Raw genomic sequence first — 23,169 nt, forward strand, 5'->3', positions numbered from 1 at the left:
TTAATTGCCGTTATCTAAGTTATACGTCGGTTTTTCGTGCTTGATACCCTTCACAGCTTCAGCAACTTCTGCAGGCATGTACTCTTCATCATGCTTTGCAAGTACTTCAAAGGCATCAATTTCATTGGCTTTAACTAGCACGCCCTGCGCCACAATCCCTTGGCCTTCACGGAATAAGTCCGGCAAAATCCCTTGATAATTAATTGTCACCATAGGGCCTTTATCAATCAGTTTAAAGCTTACCTTTAAGCTTGATTCGTCACGAACAACTGAGCCAGGTACAACCATGCCGCCAATACGTAGCTTCTGACCAATATGCGGTTTTTCTTTGTTTGGTCCTTTACCCTCAACAAGTTCACTTGGGGTATAGAATAAATTGATGTTTTCTTGCAGTGCGTATAGCACTAAACCAATCGTTGCACCCACACCAAAAATAATGGCTACAACAGCTAATAAACGTTTTTTACGTCTTGGATTCATTGCCCTGCCTCTTGCTTCGCTTTCTTAATGCGCTCTTCACGTTGTGCTTGCTGCTTTACTGAAGAGAAAATACGTTTTGTATCGTTTAACGAACTAAATAAAATACCAAGTAAAATTAATGCACAGCTACCAAAAGACAACCATACATAAAAGCCATAGCCACCCATGGCAATAAAATCTGCAAAAGAATCAAACTGCATGATTAACCTCGCTCAACCATATCACGCACCCAAGGGCGATGCTTATCACGTTGGAGAATTTCGTTTTTAAGACGGATTAACGTCACCACACCAACAAAACCTGCAAACGCAACAATGTTAACCATTAATGGCCAAAACATGCTTGGATCAATAGCTTTAGTATCAAACTTTGTAATGGTTGCACCTTGATGCAAGGTATTCCACCACTCCACCGAGAAGTGAATAATCGGTAAGTTGATAACCCCAACAATGGCTAAGATACAAGCAGCACGCCCCGCTGCTTTCTTATCTTCAAAAGCATGATAAAGCGATAACACACCAAGGTATAAAAATAACAGAATTAACTCAGAGGTAAGACGTGCATCCCACACCCACCATGCGCCCCACATAGGTTTACCCCATGCTGCACCGGTAATTAATGCTATCGCTGTCACACATGCCCCGACAGGTGCAATTGCAATCACTGCAAGTTCTGCATTACGTAATTGCCATACTAGTGCGATCACTGCTGCAATCGCCATAGAAGAGTAAGCGCCCATAGATAAAATAGCTGAAGGCACATGGATAAAAATAATTCGGTAGCTGTCTTTTTGTTGGTAATCGGCTGGGGCATAAGCAAGCCCCCAGACCCATCCAACAATCATACAAACCACCGTAACGACGGCGAAATAAGGCAGTAAGGTGTTACACAATTGGTAAGCACGATCTGCTTTTGCGTAGGGATGTAACCACTTCCACATATTAACTTACACTCACTTTCAATGCTGACGATATGGCAATTGGCGCCGCTATAATCGCTATGATTAGCATGGCACCAAGGATTGCAAGCTGTCCGCTATAGGCAAGCTCCATAGAGCTGGTATCAATAGCCGAGGTTGCAAAAATTAGTACAGGGATATACAAAGGCAAAACAAGCAAACTCATTAAAATGCCGCCTTTTTGTAGTCCCACAGTAAGTCCAGCGCCAATTGCGCCAATGAAGCTAAGCAATGGCGTACCTAACAATAAGGTCAGAACGGTTGCTAAAAGCGCTGAACTTTCTAAATTCAATAACAAAGCAAATACCGGGGTCATTAACACTAAAGGCAGCCCCGTGATCACCCAATGCGCTGCCACTTTTGCAAGGACAGTTAACGGTAATGGGTATGATGATGCAATTAATTGCTCTAATGTTCCGTCGTGATAATCATCACGAAATAGCTTATCTAGGCCCAACATAGTTGAGAGTAACGCAGCGACCCAAATAATGCCCGGTGCCATACGAGCAAGTAGACCGGGTTCAGGGCCAATTGCTAAAGGAAAAAGTGTAATAACAATAAGAAAAAACAAGATAGGGTTAACGATTTCAGCACGCTGACGAAACGCTAATTTAAGATCTTTAGAAAAAACCGCAGTGAATAATTGCCAATACGAATGCTGTTTTACCATCAGTGGCGATACTCCAAAGTCACTGTTTGTAGGTCACTAAAATGTGTCGTTAAGTCTTGGTGGGTAGTTAAAAGAATCGCGCCACCAGCATTTAGGTGCTCAACAAAGCGTTCTTGTAAAAATGCCACACCGCTTTTATCAAGGGCCGTAAATGGCTCATCAAGGATCCATAGTTTGGCACTATTCAGCCACAGTCTTACTAAAGCGACACGGCGCTGTTGCCCTGCTGACAACATACGAACAGGCACATCTTCAAGACCCACTAAGCCAATTTTAGCTAGGATCGGATACAAGTCTTGTTTGCTATCGTAGCCATTAATTTTTAGCCAAAATGCGACATTCTCAAGAGCAGTAAGTTGTGTATTTACACCCGTTTTATGGCCGATGAATAATAACTCTTGTGCATATTCATCATAGTATTTTGTAATCGAGCGTTCTTGGAACAAAACATCGCCTTCATCCGCCATAGCGAAACCCGCGATAATACGCAATAATGATGTTTTACCAGCCCCATTCGGACCAGCTAACTGCATAATTTGTCCCGATTTCAAGCTGAAATTAAGATCCGCAAACAAACAACGATCTTGCTTGATGCAGGTGACGGCCTTAATGTGTAACAAGATGACGATTCTCTATACCCAAAATTAGGCGTTAGTCTACCATAATGATAGGGTAATACGAATATTGCTTTAAAACGATTAACTTATATTTGATCTAAAATAATGAATAAACAAAGCCAGTTGACTCTCAGCACTCAGCTTAATCTAGACTCAAAAGCAATCAGCAGTGCATCACAGCAATCACCTAATGATGCCTTAAAAATGCTGGCTGAGCAGAGCTTAACTGCCCGAAATATCGTGATTGGTAAGCAAAGCGTGCAAATGGACGTGCTAATCAATAACTCATGGCAAACACTGCGCTTATCAACAGAGCAAGAAAATCTTAAAACTGAGCGCTTTTTAGCGGCCAATATTCAATTAAGTAGTGATGGTAAACAGCTGACTATCACACCAGCACCGCTGACTATTACACTTGGCAAAAGCCAGCAATTACAAGCACTACTGAACTTGCTAACGCAAGGGAGCGCAAATACAAATATGCCGCACCCTGCTCAGATTGCGCCAAGTAAACCTTTACTACAACTACCAACATTAAAAGCTGAGTTTGCTCTTAACAATAGCCTGGTTGCTCTTTTAAAAGCTGAAGCACCACTTAAAGCCATTTTGCTGCCTGCTACCAACCAACAAAATAGCTTTAATTTAAACATAATTAATCGCTTTGGGGATTCACTTCATCAGCAAAGTGTTAGCCAACAAAAAGTAGCCGAGTTGGTGGCTAAGCTAACCCCTGAAATGAATTTAAAATTAGCTGGGCAACAAGTACAGTTAAGCGTTGCAAACAAGCAAAGTAATGAATTAACTTTACCGCTACCTACAATATCGCCAAAACAAGCTAAGCAAATTCAAGCCCAGTGGCAATTTCATCCTCATGCATTAAAACTAATACCCCAGCAAGTTAAAAATACTGTTGAACTTATAAATAAAGCACCTGTGCAACAAATACTGTTAAAGAACTCGTTATCAGAGACATTCAATCAAGCATTAAAAAGCCAAGCTGTTGAACCTAAGAATACGTTGATAGCGCCATCGAGCAGCTCAAATTCCCCCATTAGCTCTTGGCTAAAAGACAGTTTTGCTGATTTAAAAACGCGTATTAGTGATGCTGTGCGCTATTTTGAAAAGCTCCCCGCTACCACCAAAGCGGCTGTTAACCAGTCAACGCATCAGCTGATTGAAAGCAAAAATACGATTAGCCAACTGGGCTTTAATGCTAATAAAATCAATATAGTAAAGTTTGCCGCTATTCAACAAAGCTCGCTACAACACGCCGCCCCCCAAGTAGCGCAAAAAATCAGTGGGCCAGTTTCAGCAAATACGCCATTACCTGCGACTAAACAGACAGAGCCATTAACCGAAAGTCAGTCTACAAAGCAAGTTAGCTTACCCGTGAGTTATAACAAGGCTCCACCATTAATACAGTTACTGCAACGGATAAAAGTCAGTTTAGAGCCGATTGCTAGTGCACAAACTCAGGCGAGTCAAACAGCAATAAACAGTAGCAAAACACAACCACCATTGCTGAGCACAGATAACAATTTGCAAAAAGCGCCTGTAGACAACAAAGCGGTTAGCGGCGCTGTTACTGCCATGAAATCTGACAGACCAGCCACAGAGCAGCTCGCTCAAGCTAAAAATAACCTTGCTAATTCAGTAGTTAAAAATCTTAGTGAGCAGATTACACAAACTAAACAAGCGACATTAAACTCAGCGCCCAACCCTACTGCACAAAATGCAAAGCCAGATTTAAAAGGGGCACCTGCTCCTTCGCAACAACAAGCTGGTCGAGCAATAAAAACAGTGGCTAAAAACCTTGTAGCGGCAACGCCTAATGAACAAATAAAACAGAATAACTCAGCGACTCGAACAGCAGCTGAGCAAACAGCAGGGTTACAAAAAGTTGCTCAGCAGCAAACTCAATTACATGCCCCCTACTTAGCTTTGAAAGAACCTAACTTGAGTCAGCCATTGTTGCCGATAAGACCGATTGAGGCCACGCTGATTGCGAAGCTATTACCGCTTCCTGAAAGCAAACCTTTAGCAAGCACACCTCTACCAGTGCAATTAACAGAAAAACTTGTAGCTCTGAGTGAGCAAAACACATCGTCTTCGGTAGATTTAAATCGACTCGTAAATCAAGCATTTAATCGCATGATCTCGAGTCAAAACATGCATCCTACTACGATTGAACGAGAGCTTTTAAGTATCCTCAGGCCAACAGCATTACCTAGCCAGACTCAGCAAGCGAGCTTTAGCCAAGGGTTAGAACAATTAGCAGTGGCTTCACTTGCCGCGCCAATTATTAATCAAGCACCAACCAACCTTAGTTTTAATAATCAGACTGGTCTTGATGCCTTACTGCAAGTGTTAGTGCCCAACTTTAAAGCCGTTAACGGTAATAAATTACTCGAGCAGCTACAGCAGCCTGCGATGCAAGCCATGGCGGCTGAAGCCTCACAACTAAAAAACACGTTGGCTCAGGTGCAAACAACACCTATCAATCAGCAACAAGATAATAGTGCTTTAGCGCAGTTTTTCTTACCGATGAAGTTACCTCCTGAAACAGGGCAAACAGAAATCAGCTTAGGACAATATAAAAAGCCAAGTAAAAATAAACTCGAAGCGAAAAATGTCTGGTTTGTGCGATTAAACTTTGATTATGCTCAGCTTGGCAAGTTACAAATTACCGCAGAGGTGATGGATAAAGCGGTTGATTGCCAGTTGCTAGCGTCTTCACAAGAAGTGACAGCGCTTGCTCATCCGCATTTAGAAACGCTGCGTCATAAATTAGCAGGCCATGGCTTAAATGTAGGTGAGTTAAACTTGCAACAAGGGACGTCAAGCCACCAAGCTTTTTATAAATCCCATGCGATTATTAACATTAAGGTGTAATTCTTATGAGTGAACAAGCGGTGCATAAATCAGTAATTGGCTTACTCTACGAAGCTGGTAGCTCGCCACGAGTAACCAGTAAAGGCTTTGGTGAATTGGCTGAAGAAATCGTCAAACTTGCTGAGCAAAAAGGTATTTTGATACACCAAGATGCGGATTTGGCCCAAACCTTATCGCATCTTGAGTTAGGTGAAGAAATACCGAAAGAGCTCTATTATGTCATTGCCGAGTTAATTGCTTTTTCGTACGTATTGCGTGGTAAATTTCCACCAGGTTGGCAAGACTTTCAAGGTAAGCTCAACATTCAAGCCTAGTGCTCAAATGTACTCAAATAAAAAAGCGCCTTATTGGGCGCCTTTTTGTTTATGAAGTGACATGAGTAGCTCAGCTTCGGCTCTGGGTAATTCGCATTCACGAATTATTTCTTCTAAATCAGCGCCTAGCTCAACCATTTTAACCGCTCGCGAATAAATTTTCGCATTCGGATCATCATATTTTTGTGCATCTTGTAGCTGTTCAAGCTCTTTACTTTTTTCTTCAACAGCAACAACGCGTTTGCCAATACTCAGCATGCCAGCTCGCATCTCAGCCACTTCGCTACGTAAAATACTCAATTGCTGTTGAGCTTCTTGTAACTGTTTTTGCTTGGCTTGAATCGCCGCCGCTTGCTTATTGTTATTGACAAAAATAAGCCCCAAACACACTAATACAAGTAAGATTGAGGCACCAAACAAAGAGTATAACAGCATATAATTTCCAAACGCTTATAGTGCGCTTAGCTCGTCCCACTCATCGTCATTTAATAATTTATTAAGATCAACCAAGATCAGTAACTCACCATCACGGTTAGATACACCTTGGATAAACTTAGCACTTTCTTCTGTGCCAATATTTGGCGCACTGTCAATTTCAGAGCTACGTAGGTAAACCACTTCTGCGACACTGTCGACTAAAATACCAATCACTTGCTTTTCAGCTTCAATGATAACGATACGAGAGTTATCAGTGACCTCAGCACCCATTAAGCCAAAACGTGCACGAGTGTCGATAACAGTAACAACATTACCACGTAGGTTAATAATACCTAATACATAAGAAGGCGCACCTGGTACAGGAGCAATTTCGGTATAGCGAAGTACTTCTTGTACTTGCATTACGTTAATGCCGTACGTTTCTTCTTCAAGTTTAAAGGTTACCCACTGTAACACTTCATCGTTGCTATCAGCGTTTTTATTTGCTGACAGTAGTCTTTCTTCACTCATGCTATTACTCCGTAAAAATAGTTACTGCTCACGGCTGTCTAAGCCCTGCTCTAGCAATTGATTTAAATTTTCAACGTCAATCAAGGCGCACATTTTCTCTTTGATAACACCTGCAAGCCAAGGCCGCTTACCTGATTTTGCTCGCCATTTTACATCTTCTTTACGAAGCGTAATATTATTTACGAGCTTTTCAGCCAATAATCCCCATTGACTGTCACCTAAGGTGATTAAATACTGATAATCTAATGATTGTTCTAATTTTTCATCATACTTTTCTGGCATAACCCAACGTGCAGTATCAACAACATTTAGTTTTTCTTCACGGTTTAGCATTACACCTTTAAACCATTTAGGTTTACCAAATAATTGGTTAACCTCAGCCAGCTGATGAATTCCCCCTAATGCTTTTAACGGTACAGCAAGCGTTAACCCTGCAACCTCAAAGAATAATGCCTGAAATTCACCATCAAAATAGTCTTCTTGACGATCAGACGAGGTTTTTGCAACCAGTTCAGCTTTAGGTTCTGTGACTATATCTTTGATATTAGCTTGGTTCTCGGTTTTCTCAAGCTCTTTAGTCGGTTCTGGGGGTGGTAAAACAGGTTCTGGAGTAAGCTGAACGTCTGTCAGCTTTTCTTCCGTCTTAGTTTCAGGCTCTTTAACCTGCTCCAGCAGCTTTGCGACTGGCTCAAGATTTTGGTCTGTAGGCTCATCTTCACACAACAAAGCGCCCAAATATTGGGTCATCACTTTTTCATTGGCAAATAAATGCTTACTCATCTTTAACCTTGTGCAACTAAGTAATCAAGCAGCGCGCGATAGGCAAATACCCCACGCGAACGCGGGCAAAATTGAATCGGCACTTGTTGTGCTAAACTAGCATCTCTAAACTTTGTATCGACAGGAACCACGCCTGACCATACTTTATCTTTGTAATTATCCTGCAGAGTCTTGTAAGCTTCAAGTGATGCTTTAGTACGTTTATCGTACATTGTAGGAATAATTGTATATTGGTACTGTTTTGCTTGCGATGTTTGCATCAACTCCATCGTACGCATCATACGATCAAGCCCTTTTAAGGCCAGAAACTCTGTTTGTACTGGCACTAAAATTCGCTCACTAGCTGCAAGAGCATTGACCATCAAAACCCCTAAAACAGGCGGGCAATCAATAATTGCATAGTCATAATGGTCACTAATTTTGGCCAGTGCTTTTTTTAGTATTAAGCCCATACCATTTTTATTGCCCATGCTTCTATCAAGCGTCGCGATTGCCATCGTCGCAGGTAAGATATCAAGGTTTTCAAGTGTTGATGGACATAGAGCCTGTAAAATTTCTTCACTGGCCATGTTATTGCCGCGCGCAAAGATATCATACACGCTAACTTCTAAGTCTTCTGAATCTATACCAAAATAATAAGTCAATGATGCGTGCGGATCGGTGTCAATAAGTAACACGCGTTTTCCTTGTAAAGCGAGAATACCAGCAAGGCTAACGGCTGTGGTGGTTTTCCCTACCCCACCTTTTTGATTCGCTACGGTCCAAACTTTCACATCACACCTTATTATTGTTCATTGCGCGTGGTAATCCTAATGCCACCATGTGGTAATTGAATCACTTTAATGCTGTTGTCATCGCTTGGCAACTCAATTTCTGTCGTCTGTTGCGGTTGGTTTTGTGACTCTTGTTCAGTATTTTCTGGCTCTTTTGGCGGTAAACCATATTTAGACAATGCAACAACCACTTTGCGGTTTTCTGCGCGGCCTTGCTCAGTGTCATTACTTGCGAAGGGCGAATACTGACCGTAACCTTCAATAGCCATACGCGCAGGGTTAATGCCTAAACTCTCAAGCTCAACCAGTACGGATGTAGCCCGCGCTACAGATAGCTCCCAATTTGAGCGAAACATCTCATTACGAATACCTTCGTTATCGGTATAACCACGCACGCGAATGTAGTTATCAACCGGCGCGATAATATCTTTCACTAAACCAACAACTTGCTTGGCACGCTGCTGTGCAACAGCACTGCCCGATGAAAATAACATACCTGAACTTAATTCGATGATAAGCCAATCTTGGTGAAGCTCTAAACTCGCTTCGCCATCACGAATTTCATCAATAAGCGCAGACTGTAATTTAGTAAGTAAGCTGTCGAGAGGCTTGCCGAGATGTTTTTTCTCAATATTGCTGGTTTCGCTTTGTCCATCGAGTAATTCAGGACCCTGCTCATCTTTACGAATGCTCTCACCGTATAGAATGTCGTTCTCAGGACTAACTCTGTCAGTTAATATGCCTGTGCCGTTAACCCCAGTGCCAACCTGTTGTTGCTGACGAGCTGATTTTTCGAACACCTGCTCCAGTGAGTCTGAGAGAATCTGAAAGTCTTCATTTTTACTAATTGCGATAGCATACATGACCACAAAAAAAGCAAACATGATGGTCATGTAATCGGCATAAGAGACAAGCCAGCGTTCAGTATGTTGGTTTTTTGACGTGTTATGACGCAGACGACGGCGCATCATAATAAATTACTCGTCAACTAAGCTTGGGCGCTCTACACGGTACGCCTCAAGTTTTAGTTCGATATTTAGTGGGCTTTCACCTTGCGAAATAGCAATAATGCCTTCAGCAAGTAGTTCATGATACAGCATTTTTTGCTCAACTTGTTGCTTAAGTTTATTCGCCATCGGCAAGAATAATAAGTTAGCTAAACCAACACCGTAAATAGTAGCGATAAACGCAGTAGCCACACCGGCACCCAGTTTTTCAGGATCGGTGATAAATTGCATAGCCTGAATCAAACCGAGTACCGCACCTAGAATACCAATTGTAGGGCTATAACCGCCCATGGCTTCGTAAACTCGGCTTACCTCAAGTAAGCGCTCGCGCTCAAGCATTAAATCAATTTCAAGGGTATCTCTAAGCTTTTGCTCATCAACCCCATCAACAAGTAGACTCAAGCCTTTTGCCGCATACGGGTCTGAATGCGACAGCGCATCAGACTCAAGGGCTAAGTATCCTTCTTGGCGTGCTTTGTGTGACCAACGCTTTACTTGTTCAATGGCTGCATCAATATCGTGATACGGCGGAAAGAACACCCAATGACTGATCTTCAGTGTTTTAGTAAAAACACTTGCAGGGGTTTGAAGCATCACAGCCCCAAGCGTACCACCGAGTACGATGATAAGCGCAGGACCATTAAACAGTGCAGAAACAACCCCGCCCTCTAATGCATAACCAAAGGCGATGGCACTTATCGCGACAATTAAGCCAAGAAAAGATAGCTTATCCACAGCCAGTCTCACGCGTTAGGCGAGCTGCAACATCAGTGAGTGCTAAGCTCTCGCTCGCTAGCCCCGCATTTGCAACAGCTTGTGGCATACCATACACCACACTGGTTTTTTCATCTTGCGCCCAAATAGTAGCACCGACTTGCTTAAGCATACGCGCACCATCACGGCCATCTGCGCCCATGCCCGTTAAAACTACAGCTAGCACATCACCACCAAAGGTTTTTGCAGCACTAGCAAAGGTGACATCAACGCTCGGTTTGTAAGTAATACGCGGACTGTCGTCTTCAAACACACGCAGTGTGCGAGAGCCGCCTCGTCCTTCTATTAGCATTTGTTGACCACCTGGCGCTAAATAAGCGGTACCAGGCACTAAACGGTCACCATTTTGCGCTTCTTTCACATTGATTCTGCATAAGCCATTAAGGCGTGCAGCAAAAGCAGGTGTAAACGCAGCTGGCATATGCTGAATAAGCAAAATAGGATGCGGAAAGTTAGCTGGCAGCTGAGTTAAAATTGTTTGTAGCGCTACAGGCCCACCGGTTGATGTGCCAATAGCAACTAACTGATATTGCTTGCCCGAAGCGCGAATGTTACTCGTACTCGAAGACGATGCGGCAGGCGAACTAGCAGGAGCTGGACGGCTAAAGCTGCGATCAGGTTGAACAATACCGCTACTCGTATTTGCAGTGCTACTGCTCCTTGGTGCAGGAGCCGGAGTTGGTCGCGAAATAGATGCTGGGCGCGAAAAACGAGAAAGGCGACGGCGACCAATTTCTTTTACTTTATTTTGTAAAAGCGCGATTGCATCTTCATTGTTGCGCGCAATGTCTTCGAACTTTTTCGGTAAAAAATCTAGCGCCCCAGCATCAAGTGCATCTAGGGTTGCAGTTGCACCATCACGGGTGAGTGATGAGAACATTAAAATAGGAGTTGGTATTGCTGCCATTATTTCTTTCACGGCACTAATGCCATCAAGAACCGGCATTTCAACATCCATAGTAATTACATCAGGTTTTAATTCACGGGCTTTATCTACCGCTTCACGACCGTTTACGGCAAAACCAATCACTTGAATATTGCTGTCTTGCTCTAAAATTTCGCTGACACGGCGACGAAAAAAGCTTGAATCATCAACAACTAATACTTTGACTGCCATTGGCACTCTCTTGTTTTATATCATTCAAAGTGCAGCTAAATGCTACACTTTATTATTTATTATTAGCCAACGTAGTGTTTAAGCATGCTAGGCACATCGAGGATCAGTGCAATCCCACCATCAGAAGTAATTGTCGCACCTGCCATACCTGGTGTGCCTTGTAATAAGGCATCTAAAGGTTTAATAACAACTTCCTCTTGACCTATTAACGAGTCAACTACAAAGCCCACTTGCTTAGTACCTATTTGTACAATAACCACGTGACCTTCTGCTTTACGCTCTTGGCGGTTAGCACCTTTTACTAACCAATGTTGTAAATAGAAAAGCGGGATCGCTTTTTCACGTACAATAATTGTCAGTTGGCCATCAACTACGTTAGTTTTAGTTAAATCAAGGTGGAAAATTTCGCTAACACCAGCAAGTGGTAATGCGAAGGTTTGCTCACCCACAACAACCATTAAGGTCGGTAAGATAGCAAGTGTTAATGGCACCTTGATTTCAAGTGCAGTACCTACACCCAGCTCAGACTGAATATTAACCGAGCCATTTAACTGAGTGATTTTAGTTTTAACAACATCCATGCCGACACCACGGCCTGAGATGTCAGAGATTTCTTCTTTGGTTGAGAAACCTGGTGCAAAGATTAAGTTGTACGCTTCGGTATCCGACAAGCGACTTGCTTGGTCGTGATCAATCACACCTTTGCTAATTGCGATTTTTTTCAGTTTCTCAGCATCCATACCTGCACCATCATCACGAATGGTTAGTAGGATGTGATCACCTTCTTGTGATGCCGAAAGCGTTACGGTACCTGTACGTGGTTTACCTGCGGCTTCACGCACGTCTGGCATTTCAATACCATGGTCAACAGAGTTACGCACTAAGTGCACCAATGGATCAGCAAGTGCTTCAACAAGGTTTTTATCTAAATCGGTTTCTTCACCAACTAGCTGCAGGTTAATATCTTTTTTCAAGCTACGGGCTAAGTCACGAACAACCCGTGGGAAACGGCCAAATACTTTCTTAATTGGCTGCATCCGGGTTTTCATCACCGCGCCTTGCAAGTCTGCGGTTACCACATCTAGGTTAGAGATGGCTTTACCCATTGACTCGCTATTGCTGTTATTAGCAAGGCTCACTAAGCGGTTTCGGACCAATACCAGCTCACCCACCATATTCATGATTTCATCGAGACGTTTAGTATCAACACGTACCGTTGTTTCTGCCTGTGGTGGTGGCGCTTTTTTCGGTGCAGCAGAAGCAGCAGGCGATTTTTCTGGTGCTTTTGCAGGTGCTGGAGCCGGTTTAGGCGCTGCGGCAGCAGGTTTAGGCGCAGGTGCCGGTTTTGATACTGCAGGCTGTGCTGGTTTTGCAGGTTCTGCTTTTGGTGGTTCAGGCGCTTTTTCTGGCGCAGTCGTTTCTAAAGACTGAGGAGCAGTACCTTTACCATGTAATTCATCAAGCAGTGCTTCAAACTCGTCATCGCTAATTTCATCGTCTGAGTCATTGCTTGAAGGTTCTGCTGCAGACGCCTGAGGAGCAGCCTGTGCAGGCTTTGTAGCTTCAGACTGAGCAGGAGTATCTTGTTTTACTTCACCAAAGTTACCAACGCCATGCAGTTCGTCTAATAAGCTGTCAAATTCATCATCGGTAATATCGTCACTGTCATTGCTTACAGTATCTGCAGCAGGTGCTGCTGGGCCTTGGCCTTTACCATGAAGTTCATCTAGTAGGCTTTCAAATTCGTCTTCGGTGATTTCGTCAATATTTTGTGACTCAGCGTTGCTATCTGCAAGACCGCCGCCATCAAATAACATATCAAACGCAAATGGGTCATCTTCATCGATGTTGTCTGTTGTTGTTTCTGCTGTGACTTCAGGCGTATCAACAACTGGCTCTTCAACTGCGGGTTCTTCAGGTGCAACTGCAACAACGTCTGCTACAGATAAATCTTCACCTGCAAGCTCTTCTGCAGTCGGTGGCTGACTTAATTTATGAAGGACTTCTAATAGGGCTGGGTCTGCAGGCTCTGGCTGTTCGCGATTTTGAATCGTAGCGAACATTTCGTTGATAGTGTCGAGAGCCTGTAAAATTACGTCCATTAGTTCTGGTGTTACACTGCGCAGACCTTGGCGTAATAAATCGAAAACATTCTCTGCACCATGACACGCATCTACAAGTTCAGTCATACTTAAGAAGCCTGCACCACCTTTAACAGTATGGAAGCCTCTAAAAATGGCGTTTAATAGATCTTTGTCTTCTGGGTTGTTTTCAAGCTCGACTAATTGCTCTGACAAAAGCTCTAAGATTTCTCCTGCTTCAACAAGGAAATCCTGTAATATATCTTCATCGACTTCAAAGCTCATGCAGCTACTCTCCTCTTAGAAGCCCAGGCTTGATAATAGATCATCGACTTCATCTTGTCCTGAGACAACATCATCGCGAGACTCTTTATCAATAATTGGCCCTTCAGGACCTGCTAGTGTGTCACTTGTTGCAGGTGCTTTTTCTATGGCCTGTTTTTCTTGTTGTTGATGACCATCTTCTTGACTGCCAAACACAGTTAAGAGATTAATTAAACTGTCTTCTACCTCTCGCACCAACTCAATAACACGGCGAATAACTTGTCCGGTTAAATCCTGATAATCCTGCGCCATCAGCACATTAGTCATCAAACCTTGGAGCTCATCGGTTTTGGTATGCGAGTTATTCATGAACTTATCTAAGCTATGACATAACGATTTAAATTCACCGAGTTCAATTTCTCGGTTCATTAAACGATCCCACGTAGGTTTGATTGCGGCAATTTCATCAGCAAGTTGTTGCGCTATTGGTAAACTTGCTTCAACCGCATCCATGGTTTTATTGGCGGCGCTTTCTGTCATTTCCATAACATAATTTAAGCGCTGCTTAGCGTCTGGGATCGCTTCGGTAGTTAAATCAGTGAGACGAGTATCTAGGTCAAAGTTTTTTAATGCTTCATGAAGCTGACGCGTCAATTTGCCGACTTCAGCAAACAACTCTGATTGTTCTTTTGATGCAGCGTCAAGAATGAGCTTATCCGCTTTTTCTTGTTCACCATTTTCAAGATACTCAACAAGTTGACGAGCTTGCTCTAAACTTATTTGAGGCGCAGCAAGTGCTGACATAAGCCTCTCCCCTTAGATTAACCTAGACGTTCAAACACTTTTTCCAATTTGGTTTTAAGTGTCGCAGCAGTGAATGGTTTAACGATATAGCCATTTACACCTGCTTGAGCAGCAGCAACAATTTGTTCTTTTTTCGCTTCAGCTGTCACCATTAAAACAGGAATATGCTTAAGGCTATCATCAGCACGAATTGCACGTAACAAATCAATACCTTGCATACCAGGCATGTTCCAATCTGTTACAACAAAATCAAATTCTTGATTTTGTAGCATTGGCAATGCTGTTGAACCGTCGTCAGCTTCCTGCACATTGGTAAAACCTAAATCCCTTAATAGATTTTTAATGATACGTCTCATTGTAGAAAAATCATCAACAACAAGAATTTTCATGTTTTTATCCAAAACATCCTCCGGTGAGGTTTGAACCTTTATTTACTTACTACTAATTAATCCAGTCATTGATTTTTGCTTTGAGCTTAATCATCGCCTGACCATGTATTTGACTCACACGCGACTCGCTAACATCGAGTATGTGTCCTATTTCTTTTAAGTTCATTTCGTCGTTGTAGTACAAAGACAAAACGAGAGCATCTCTTTCTGGTAACGATTGGATAGCCGTTAATAGAGACTGGTTAAACCGCTCATTTTTAACGTTATTAAACGGTTTGTCTAGTCCTAAATCCTGACCTACTGGTGTGATAACGTCTTCATCTACACCTAAATCTTCAATACCTAATACTTTACTCGAATTTACATCATGTAGAATATGATGGTACTCATCTAGCGTAATATCAAGTTTTTCAGCGACTTCAGTATCTTTGGGCTCACGATTTAAAGAGCTTTCTAATTCGGAAATGGTTTCAGCCACAAGGCGGGCATTTCGGTGAACAGAGCGTGGCGCCCAGTCACCTCTACGAATTTCGTCTAACATCGCACCACGAATACGAATTCCAGCGAAGGTTTCGAAACTAGCACCTTTGCTAGCATCAAAGTTTTTTGACGCTTCAATTAGGCCTATCATGCCTGATTGAATTAAATCATCGAGTTGCACACTGGCAGGTAAACGAGCAATTAGATGGCATGCCACTTTTTTGACTAAAGAGGCATGTTTTTCGACAATCGCATTTAAATTCTGTGCTGATTGATATCCCATCGCTTTATTCACCGATGTTGTCATAGTTAGCCGTTTACTAGTTTTTCAATAAAAAATTCTAAATGGCCAGACGGTTGATTAGGGATCGGCCACTTAACTGCTTTTGTTGCTAATGTTTTAAACGCCACCGCTGCCGGAGAGTTCGGGAATAATTCAACAATCACCTTTTGACGTCGCGTAGATTTACGCATGTTCTCGTCATAAGGAATGGTTGCTACCAACTCCATTGAAACATCTAAAAAACGATCCGTTACTTTTGAAAGTTTAGCAAATAATTCTTGCCCTTCACGCAAACTGCGCACCATATTGGCAACAATTTTAAATTTATATACGCCATGCTCACGGCTAAGCACTTTAATAAGTGCGTAAGCATCAGTAATTGAGGTAGGTTCATCGCATACAACCACAACAACGTCTTGGGCTGCACGAGAAAAGCTTAATACCATGTCAGAAATACCTGCGGCGGTATCAACAATTAATATATCAAACTCGGTGTTTAACTCGCTAAAAGCGCGAATAAGGCCTGCATGCTCAGATGGCGTTAATTCAACCATACTTTGTGAACCAGACGTCGCTGGTACAATTTTGATGCCCGCAGGGCCTTCAACAAGAATTTCGTCAAGCTCACACTCGCCTGACAAAACATGAGATAAATTACGTTCAACACGAAGGCCAAGCATTACGTCACAGTTTGCCAAACCTAAATCGGCATCTAATACTAATACACGATTTCCTTGCTGACCTAATGCGATTGCGGTATTGAGTGAAACGTTGGTTTTACCCACTCCACCTTTACCGCCAGTAACAGCGATAACTTTAACGCCACTATTATTATTTTGATTCATTTTGCGCAGGCCGCTTGCTTGATCTAATACTGTGTTAATCATACATCCCTACTGTGTTCGACGCTACTGCTTGACGTCTTGAATGTTGTGCTTTTGCTCGTTTTAAATACAATTGTTCAGCTTTTTTCACTAGTTTTTCAGCATTCGCTACGCGAATATCCTCAGGAACGCGCTGACCGTTAGTAAGATACCCTATTGGCAGGCGATTTTGAATCGCTATGCTAATAATCTCACCTAAACTTAAAGATTCATCCAATTTAGTGAAGATACAGCCACTTAGGTGAACCTTTTTAAAGTGTCTTACGGTTTCTTGCAACACATTTATCTGTGCTGTAGCACTTAATACTAAATAACTACGAATATCAACACGCTGATTACGCATTAGGGTATTTAACTGCTCAGTTAAACGTAAATCACGTTGGCTCATACCCGCTGTGTCTATTAATACTAGACGCTTATTACGTAAATGGTATAACACTTCAGCTAATTCATTCGCATCTTTTACCTGCTTAACACCACAGCCAATAATACGACCATAAGTAGCCAATTGTTCGTAGGCACCAATTCTGTAGGTATCAGTGGTGATCAACGCCACTTTATCAGCACCATATTTTTGTGCACCCAGTGCAGCTAATTTTGCAACTGTGGTTGTTTTACCAACGCCTGTTGGACCCACTAATGCGAATACACCACCTTGACGCAGGATTTCGTTATTCGTTGTATGCATTTGGTTTTCAACCATTTGCAGAAGTGCTTGCCACGCTTGTTGACGTGATACGTCGTCAGGAATGAAACACGCCATTTGCTCAGCAACATCACGTTCAATGCCCATACCTGCTAAGCGGTCAATCATACATGCACGAGTCGGATCGCGGCGTGCCATATCTTGTTGCATTAGGCCAGATACTTGGTGTTCAAGTAATTGACGAATCGCATTCATTTCTTCGCGCATGGTCGTCATTTCTGATTGATTAGCAGGTGCTGAGTTTTGGTGCTCGGCTAGTGAATCTAAATCATCAAAACCAGAATCTAAGTCGTCATCAAAACCTAAGCTATGTGCTTGAGTTTGTACACGAGGTGCTGCTTGCTGTTGATAACGAGGAGCTTGCTTATATTCAGGCTGTTGCTGCTCAAAGCTTGGCTCTTTTGGTTGATAGTGTTCACTCGTATCAATACCAGATTGACTAAACATTGACGCAAGCTCTGGCGAACGAGGGCGTGGGGCTTGACGCTCAAGTAACGCTTGTAGGCTATCAGCAACTTTCGCTTGCGGCTCAGGTTTAGCACGCATTGGCTCAGGTTTAACAAAGTTATGCTCTGGAGCAGGTGCTGATTGTGCCACGGCTGGTTTAGCTTCGGCTTTCGGGGCTGCTTTGTCGTAATCAACAGCTGCAACGATTTCAACGCCGTTAGCAAGCTTTTTGTTCGACATAATAACCGCATCAACACCTAGTTCATCTTTCACTTCTTTCAGTGCTGTGCGCATATCTTTAGCAAAAAAACGTTTAATTTTCATGGTTCAACCCCTTTACTATCCTATTGTTGGCCTACTGAGCTGACAATCTTAATCTGTCTTTCGTCTGGTACCTCTTGGTAAGACATCACCCTTAAACCTGGGATGGTGTACTTAACGAAGCGAGATAACACAGTTCTTAACATTCCTGACGTTAACAGTATCGAAGGTTCACCGGCCATTTCTTGGTTTTGATGCGCTTCATTCAATGATTGTTGAAGTCGCTCTGCAAGGCTTGGCTCTATTCCGGCACCTTCGTCACCCGCATTCTGAAGTGACTGATGCAACATCTGTTCCAACTCAGGCGCCAAGGTTATGACAGGGATCTCAGAAGACATACCAACAGCGTCTTGAACGATTAGTCTGCGCAGTGAAATTCGCACTGCAGCCGTTAGTAAATCTGGGTCTTGGCTACGTGGGCCATACTCAACAAGGGTTTGAACAATCGAGCGCATATCGCGAATTGCCACCCCTTCATTGAGTAAGTTTTGTAGCACTTTTACGATAGTAGTGAGTGGTAATACGTCAGGAACCAGTCCTTCAACAAGACGTGGATGACTCTTCGCTAACATATCTAGTAAGTTTTGAACTTCTTCATGACCAAGTAGTAAAGCAGCACTGTTAGTAAGTAACTGGCTGATATGAGTTGCAACCACAGTTGCAGAATCAACGACGGTATAGCCAAGTGATTGAGCTTCATCTTTTTGGTCAGGTTTGATCCACACCGCATCTAATCCAAATGCAGGGTCTGTAGTGGCAACCCCTTTGATTGGACCAAATACTTGGCCCGGATTAATCGCTAACTCATCACCATGCTTAAGCTCACCCTCACCGCTCGAAACACCCATCATAGTAATTCTGTAAGCGTTAGGGTCGAGCTCTAAATTATCGCGAATATGCACAGGAGGTACCAAGAAACCAAGTTCCTGAGAAAGCTTCTTACGCACACCTTTAATACGATTTAACAGTTCACCACCTTGAGATTGGTCAACAAGTGGAATTAAGCGATAACCCACTTCTAAACCAATAACATCAACTTGCTGAACATCATCCCAACCCAGTTCTTTTTGTTCTTGTTTGTTGGCAACACCTGTACCTGGTGCACCACCATTTGCTTCTTGCTCTGCTTTTTCGGCTTCTGCTTTGGCTTTTTGTTGTTGTGTGAAATAAGCAAGGTAACCGAGTAATGCACCTAAGCTTAAAAATGCAATATGCGGCATACCTGGTACAAGACCCATGATGATCAAAATACCCGATGCAATATAAAGTGATTTTTCGTTACCTAGCTGTGTCTTAACTTGATCGCCCATATTGTGCGATTCATTTTGACGGGTAACAACGATTGCGGTACCGATTGACAGTAATAGTGAAGGTAGCTGTGCAACTAGACCATCACCAATGGTTAGCAAGGTGTACACTTCCATCGCACGGCTGAACGATAAATCATGTTGGATCATACCAACAAATAAACCACCAACGATATTAATCACGAGAATAACGATACCCGCTATCGCATCGCCTTTTACGAACTTACTTGCACCATCCATTGAACCATAGAAATCGGCTTCACGAGTAACTTCTTCACGACGTTCACGGGCTTGTTCTGCACTGATGAAACCGGCGTTTAAGTCAGCATCAATCGCCATTTGTTTACCTGGCATTGCATCAAGAGTAAAGCGAGCTGATACTTCAGAAATACGGCCAGCACCTTTGGTGATAACCACAAAGTTAATAATGATTAAAATTAGGAAGACCACTAAACCAACTGCATAGTTACCGCCGATAACCACCGAGCCAAAGGCCTCGATAACTTTACCGGCTGCATCTCCACCGTTATGACCTTCTAGCAATACCACACGGGTACTGGCGACATTCAGTGCTAAGCGCATGATGGTTGCAATTAGTAGAACCGCAGGGAACATACCAAATTCAAGTGGTTTCATGGTGTAAACAGTAACTAGTAACACCACCAGTGCTAACGCGATATTAAACGAAAATAGAATATCTAAAAGAAATGGCGGCAGGGGTAAAATCACCATGCCCAGCGCAGCAAGTACCATTAACGGCGTGCCGATACCCTTCGCATACTCTTTTTTATCTCTGTTAAGTTGTTGTAATACCGCTTTAAATTCCATAATTCAACAATTTCAAAAAATTGACACTACACGGAATTTGCAATAACTATTCCAAGTTATAAATTTACTGTTTAGTATTTGTAGGCATCGGGTATTGGGAGCTTTTTATTAAGTGGTACAGGGCGTTTACCGCGCCCTTTTTGGAAGCGTTTTAACTGGAAAACATAAGCCAGCACTTGCGCAACGGCAGTGAATAGCTGATCGGGTATTTGATGGCCAACATCGGTGGTGTGATACAGCGCACGTGTAAGCATGGGTGATTCAACAATTGGCACGTCATTACCCTTGCCTACTTTACGAATTTGCATAGCAAGCTCGTCCACGCCTTTGGCAAGAACAATAGGCGCTCCAGCTTTAGCTGTATCGTATTTTAGTGCTACAGAATAGTGGGTCGGGTTGGTTACGATCACATCGGCATCAGGCACGTCTTGCATCATCCGCCTTTGCGACATTTCACGTTGAGTTCTACGAATACGCGCTTTTATTTGCGGATCACCCTCAGAGTTTTTAAATTCGTCTTTTACCTCTTGTAAGGTCATTTTTAACTCTTTGTGATGTTTATGGCTTTGATAAGGAGCGTCAATAGCAGCAATAATAATTAATGTACAAGTAAGCCCTAGAAACATCCAAGATAGAATTTCGAGTGCATGAATAAAATTGCTAGGTGCGCTCTCTTGGCTTAAATGAAGTATTTCATCAAAGAAGGTATTAATTAAAAACACCGCAAAGCCAGCAACCACTGCAAACTTTAAAATCGATTTTAAAAGCTCTACCCCCGCTTGAGGACCCAGCATACGCTTGATACCTTTAGCCGGCGACATCTTACTTGCTTTTGGTGCTGCTGCTTGCCAACTAAAGTTAAACCCTCCGAGCAGCGTATTACCTACAAAAGCGGCAATAACGATAATAAAAACAAACATCGCCATAGGAAATAACAACGCATCTGCAACTATTCCCCACACTGAAAACATTTTAGTGGTGTCGTAAGTTTCATTTCGATTAAGGCTCAATAAGCGCCCCATCACATTATAAAGACCTTTGCCAATTTCAGGGCCATACAACAACAAAGAAATCGCTGAAAAAATAAGTACAAACATGGTACCTAACTCTTTCGAGCGAGCTACCTGGCCTTTTTTCTTGGCATCTTCTATTTTCTTCCCGGTGGGTTCTTCGGTTTTTTCTTGACCTGAATCTTCAGCCATGGCGTGCTCCTAAGGTGTACAACCGACAAGGCTGCACATTAACTCAACCATTTTTAACCACTGAAACTCAAATTGAGTCATGAAGTTACCTAACGTCGCCCATATGATTACAAGACCAGCCACTAAGGTAAACGGAAAACCTATCGAAAAGATATTTAACTGTGGTGCAGCACGGGTCATTACACCGAACGACATGTTAATCACCAGCATAGCTGTCAATGGTGCCAAAGCAAGCACCAAGGCTGTGGTGAACATCCAACCGCCCCAAGTGACGATATCCCAGTAATGGTCAACCGCCCACCAATTGCCATCAATTGGTAGCACTTCAAAGCTATGAATGACCATTTGAATCATCATTAAATGACCATTAAAAACGAAAAATAGTAAGGTAGCCAAGATTAAATAAAACTGACCAACTGCAGGAACATTCATACCATTCGATGGGTCAACAACGGATGCAAAACCAAGACCTGTTTGCATCGCGAGTATTTGCCCAGCAAGAACAAAGGTATTGAGTAATAGAACTGAAGCAAAGCCTATAGCCACACCAATAAGCATTTGCTGAATGACCACGAGAATCATTTCAAACGAAAATAAGTTGTTGAATGTTGCTTGTGGCAGCATAGGTACAGCAACAAAGGTTACAACTACAGCTAAACCAAGTTTAATTCGTGTTGGTACATTCTTCGCACCCAAGCCTGCCATAATCATAATCATGGAGCTAATACGCACCAATGGCAGTAAAAAATCACTAAGCCATTGAATTACCACAGTAAATGGAAACTCCATTTAACCTGCAATCTCCGGTATCGACATCACTAAGCGAGTAAAATAGTCCATAAGCTCTTGTGTGAACCAATGACCGCCTAATATCAATGCACTTATGGTAATTAGCAAACGAGGTAAAAAGCTTAAGGTTTGCTCATTGATAGATGTTGCCGCTTGGAAAACTGCCACTACAAGACCAACCAATAAGCCTGGTACTACAATTGCAGACACTAACTTTATGACTAAAAATAGTGCGTCACTGAGTATATCGACAAAAATTTCTGGTTCCATTTTGTCTCCCCTACCTAAAGAATGCCTTAAAATGCATTGTTACACCCCGAGTCCAAAGCTCTTCGCCAGTGTGCCCATCACAAGACCCCAACCATCTACTAATACAAACAGCATAATCTTAAACGGCAAAGATACAATCATCGGCGAAAGCATCATCATACCCATGGCCATTAATACGGAAGCAACGACTAAATCCACAATCAAAAATGGAATAAAAAACATAAAACCAATAATAAAGGCCGTTTGCAATTCGCTGGTAACAAACGCGGGGATCAATACAATCAACGGCGTGTCTTCTGGCGAATCTAATTGCTCATAACCCGCTATTTTCGCAAAGGTCTCTAAATCTTTTATACGAACTTGCGAGAGCATAAACGCTTTCATTGGCTCTTTGGCAAGTTCTAATGCTTGCACTGAGGTAACTTGTTCATTCAAATACGGCTCAATGGCACGCTCATTCACCTGCTGATAAATTGGCGCCATAATAAAAATACTCAAAAACAGCGACATGCCTAACAAAATTTGATTCGATGGTGTTTGTTGTAAGCCTATTGCTTGGCGTAATATCGCCAGAACCACAATAATCCGTGTAAATGAAGTCATCATAATGACCGCTGCCGGAATAAAACTCAGCGCCGTCATAATCGCTAACACTTGTAGCGTTACGGAGTAATCTTGAGAGCCATCAGGGTTGGTGGTAATGGTCAGTGCTTCTATGCCTTCAGCGTTAACCGACGGCAAAAACAACACACTTGCTAAAATAAGTATCCACTTGATCATAGCG

Annotated in this window: 25 protein-coding genes; 2 read left to right on the forward strand and 23 right to left on the reverse strand. The window is 42.6% G+C overall.

All coding sequences use genetic code 11. From position 1 onward, the window contains the following. From ccmE to ccmA, 5 genes are read right to left on the reverse strand one after another with little or no spacing between them, the layout of a single operon-like run. Positions 1 to 480 carry a cytochrome c maturation protein CcmE gene (gene ccmE / locus KQP93_RS12550; RefSeq protein ID WP_054562161.1) on the reverse strand — a complete coding sequence of 160 codons (480 nt, stop codon included), beginning with the start codon at positions 478 to 480 and terminating at the stop codon, positions 1 to 3. Beyond that, the gene (gene ccmD, locus KQP93_RS12555; RefSeq protein WP_054553244.1) at positions 477 to 680 is read right to left on the reverse strand and encodes a heme exporter protein CcmD; all 204 of its coding nucleotides are present in this window, start codon (positions 678 to 680) and stop codon (positions 477 to 479) included. The genes ccmE and ccmD overlap by 4 nt, the downstream gene beginning before the upstream one ends. A 2-nt stretch (positions 681 to 682) precedes the next feature. Continuing rightward, positions 683 to 1,420 carry a heme ABC transporter permease gene (locus KQP93_RS12560; protein ID WP_217874702.1) on the reverse strand — a complete coding sequence of 246 codons (738 nt, stop codon included), beginning with the start codon at positions 1,418 to 1,420 and terminating at the stop codon, positions 683 to 685. Position 1,421: 1 nt separating this feature from the next. Then, positions 1,422 to 2,108, reverse strand: a complete 687-nt coding sequence (gene ccmB, locus KQP93_RS12565; RefSeq protein WP_217874703.1) for a heme exporter protein CcmB — start codon at positions 2,106 to 2,108, stop codon at positions 1,422 to 1,424. Further along, on the reverse strand, positions 2,108 to 2,728 hold the full coding sequence (gene ccmA / locus KQP93_RS12570; RefSeq protein ID WP_095209716.1) for a cytochrome c biogenesis heme-transporting ATPase CcmA: 621 nt from the start codon (positions 2,726 to 2,728) through the stop codon (positions 2,108 to 2,110). The genes ccmB and ccmA overlap by 1 nt, the downstream gene beginning before the upstream one ends. A 102-nt stretch (positions 2,729 to 2,830) precedes the next feature. Here ccmA and fliK point away from each other — a divergent pair, with 102 nt between their 5' ends. Both fliK and KQP93_RS12580 read left to right on the forward strand, forming a co-directional pair. Beyond that, positions 2,831 to 5,617, forward strand: coding sequence for a flagellar hook-length control protein FliK (fliK, locus tag KQP93_RS12575; protein ID WP_254907673.1), 2,787 nt, complete (start codon positions 2,831 to 2,833; stop codon positions 5,615 to 5,617). A gap of 5 nt (positions 5,618 to 5,622) precedes the next feature. Continuing rightward, positions 5,623 to 5,931, forward strand: a complete 309-nt coding sequence (locus KQP93_RS12580) for an EscU/YscU/HrcU family type III secretion system export apparatus switch protein (protein ID WP_217874704.1) — start codon at positions 5,623 to 5,625, stop codon at positions 5,929 to 5,931. Positions 5,932 to 5,961: 30 nt separating this feature from the next. Here KQP93_RS12580 and KQP93_RS12585 read toward each other — a convergent pair whose 3' ends face one another. The 18 genes from KQP93_RS12585 to fliP all read right to left on the reverse strand — a co-directional run bounded on the left by KQP93_RS12585 (position 5,962) and on the right by fliP (position 23,165). Then, positions 5,962 to 6,366, reverse strand: coding sequence for a DUF2802 domain-containing protein (locus KQP93_RS12585; RefSeq protein WP_055020709.1), 405 nt, complete (start codon positions 6,364 to 6,366; stop codon positions 5,962 to 5,964). 15 nt (positions 6,367 to 6,381) lie between these two features. Beyond that, positions 6,382 to 6,879 carry a chemotaxis protein CheW gene (locus KQP93_RS12590; RefSeq protein ID WP_054553251.1) on the reverse strand — a complete coding sequence of 166 codons (498 nt, stop codon included), beginning with the start codon at positions 6,877 to 6,879 and terminating at the stop codon, positions 6,382 to 6,384. Between the two features lie 21 nt (positions 6,880 to 6,900). Further along, positions 6,901 to 7,659, reverse strand: a complete 759-nt coding sequence (locus KQP93_RS12595) for a chemotaxis protein CheW (protein WP_217874705.1) — start codon at positions 7,657 to 7,659, stop codon at positions 6,901 to 6,903. Between the two features lie 2 nt (positions 7,660 to 7,661). Continuing rightward, the gene (locus tag KQP93_RS12600; RefSeq protein ID WP_054562168.1) at positions 7,662 to 8,432 is read right to left on the reverse strand and encodes a ParA family protein; all 771 of its coding nucleotides are present in this window, start codon (positions 8,430 to 8,432) and stop codon (positions 7,662 to 7,664) included. 11 nt (positions 8,433 to 8,443) lie between these two features. Further along, positions 8,444 to 9,403 (reverse strand): flagellar motor protein MotB, encoded by a 960-nt coding sequence (locus KQP93_RS12605; protein ID WP_054562169.1) that lies wholly within the window; start codon positions 9,401 to 9,403, stop codon positions 8,444 to 8,446. 6 nt (positions 9,404 to 9,409) lie between these two features. Next, complete coding sequence (locus tag KQP93_RS12610) at positions 9,410 to 10,174, reverse strand: flagellar motor protein (RefSeq protein WP_130166646.1); 765 nt, start codon at positions 10,172 to 10,174, stop codon at positions 9,410 to 9,412. Further along, positions 10,167 to 11,330 carry a protein-glutamate methylesterase/protein-glutamine glutaminase gene (locus KQP93_RS12615; RefSeq protein ID WP_217874706.1) on the reverse strand — a complete coding sequence of 388 codons (1,164 nt, stop codon included), beginning with the start codon at positions 11,328 to 11,330 and terminating at the stop codon, positions 10,167 to 10,169. The genes KQP93_RS12610 and KQP93_RS12615 overlap by 8 nt, the downstream gene beginning before the upstream one ends. 62 nt (positions 11,331 to 11,392) lie before the next feature. Further along, the gene (locus KQP93_RS12620; protein WP_217874707.1) at positions 11,393 to 13,696 is read right to left on the reverse strand and encodes a chemotaxis protein CheA; all 2,304 of its coding nucleotides are present in this window, start codon (positions 13,694 to 13,696) and stop codon (positions 11,393 to 11,395) included. A 15-nt stretch (positions 13,697 to 13,711) separates the two neighbouring features. Further along, on the reverse strand, positions 13,712 to 14,479 hold the full coding sequence (locus tag KQP93_RS12625) for a protein phosphatase CheZ (RefSeq protein ID WP_130166643.1): 768 nt from the start codon (positions 14,477 to 14,479) through the stop codon (positions 13,712 to 13,714). Between the two features lie 17 nt (positions 14,480 to 14,496). Beyond that, positions 14,497 to 14,880 carry a chemotaxis response regulator CheY gene (gene cheY / locus KQP93_RS12630; protein WP_016708035.1) on the reverse strand — a complete coding sequence of 128 codons (384 nt, stop codon included), beginning with the start codon at positions 14,878 to 14,880 and terminating at the stop codon, positions 14,497 to 14,499. A 40-nt stretch (positions 14,881 to 14,920) separates the two neighbouring features. Next, positions 14,921 to 15,631 carry an RNA polymerase sigma factor FliA gene (locus KQP93_RS12635; RefSeq protein ID WP_130166705.1) on the reverse strand — a complete coding sequence of 237 codons (711 nt, stop codon included), beginning with the start codon at positions 15,629 to 15,631 and terminating at the stop codon, positions 14,921 to 14,923. A gap of 26 nt (positions 15,632 to 15,657) precedes the next feature. Further along, positions 15,658 to 16,518, reverse strand: coding sequence for a MinD/ParA family ATP-binding protein (locus KQP93_RS12640; protein ID WP_054553259.1), 861 nt, complete (start codon positions 16,516 to 16,518; stop codon positions 15,658 to 15,660). Further along, the gene (gene flhF / locus KQP93_RS12645) at positions 16,511 to 17,992 is read right to left on the reverse strand and encodes a flagellar biosynthesis protein FlhF (RefSeq protein ID WP_217874708.1); all 1,482 of its coding nucleotides are present in this window, start codon (positions 17,990 to 17,992) and stop codon (positions 16,511 to 16,513) included. The genes KQP93_RS12640 and flhF overlap by 8 nt, the downstream gene beginning before the upstream one ends. A 20-nt stretch (positions 17,993 to 18,012) precedes the next feature. Further along, a complete protein-coding gene (gene flhA / locus KQP93_RS12650) occupies positions 18,013 to 20,124 on the reverse strand; it encodes a flagellar biosynthesis protein FlhA (protein WP_217874709.1) in 2,112 nt (703 codons plus the stop codon). A 71-nt stretch (positions 20,125 to 20,195) separates the two neighbouring features. Then, positions 20,196 to 21,326 (reverse strand): flagellar biosynthesis protein FlhB, encoded by a 1,131-nt coding sequence (flhB, locus tag KQP93_RS12655; protein ID WP_217874710.1) that lies wholly within the window; start codon positions 21,324 to 21,326, stop codon positions 20,196 to 20,198. Between the two features lie 9 nt (positions 21,327 to 21,335). Beyond that, complete coding sequence (fliR, locus tag KQP93_RS12660) at positions 21,336 to 22,115, reverse strand: flagellar biosynthetic protein FliR (RefSeq protein WP_217874711.1); 780 nt, start codon at positions 22,113 to 22,115, stop codon at positions 21,336 to 21,338. Then, positions 22,116 to 22,385 carry a flagellar biosynthesis protein FliQ gene (fliQ, locus tag KQP93_RS12665; RefSeq protein WP_036970111.1) on the reverse strand — a complete coding sequence of 90 codons (270 nt, stop codon included), beginning with the start codon at positions 22,383 to 22,385 and terminating at the stop codon, positions 22,116 to 22,118. Positions 22,386 to 22,424: 39 nt separating this feature from the next. Further along, positions 22,425 to 23,165: a flagellar type III secretion system pore protein FliP gene (gene fliP / locus KQP93_RS12670; RefSeq protein WP_175080825.1), complete on the reverse strand. Its 741-nt coding sequence runs from the start codon at positions 23,163 to 23,165 to the stop codon at positions 22,425 to 22,427. Positions 23,166 to 23,169: the final 4 nt, after the last annotated feature.

This window comes from Pseudoalteromonas shioyasakiensis (assembly GCF_019134595.1).
Classification (GTDB): domain Bacteria; phylum Pseudomonadota; class Gammaproteobacteria; order Enterobacterales; family Alteromonadaceae; genus Pseudoalteromonas; species Pseudoalteromonas shioyasakiensis_A.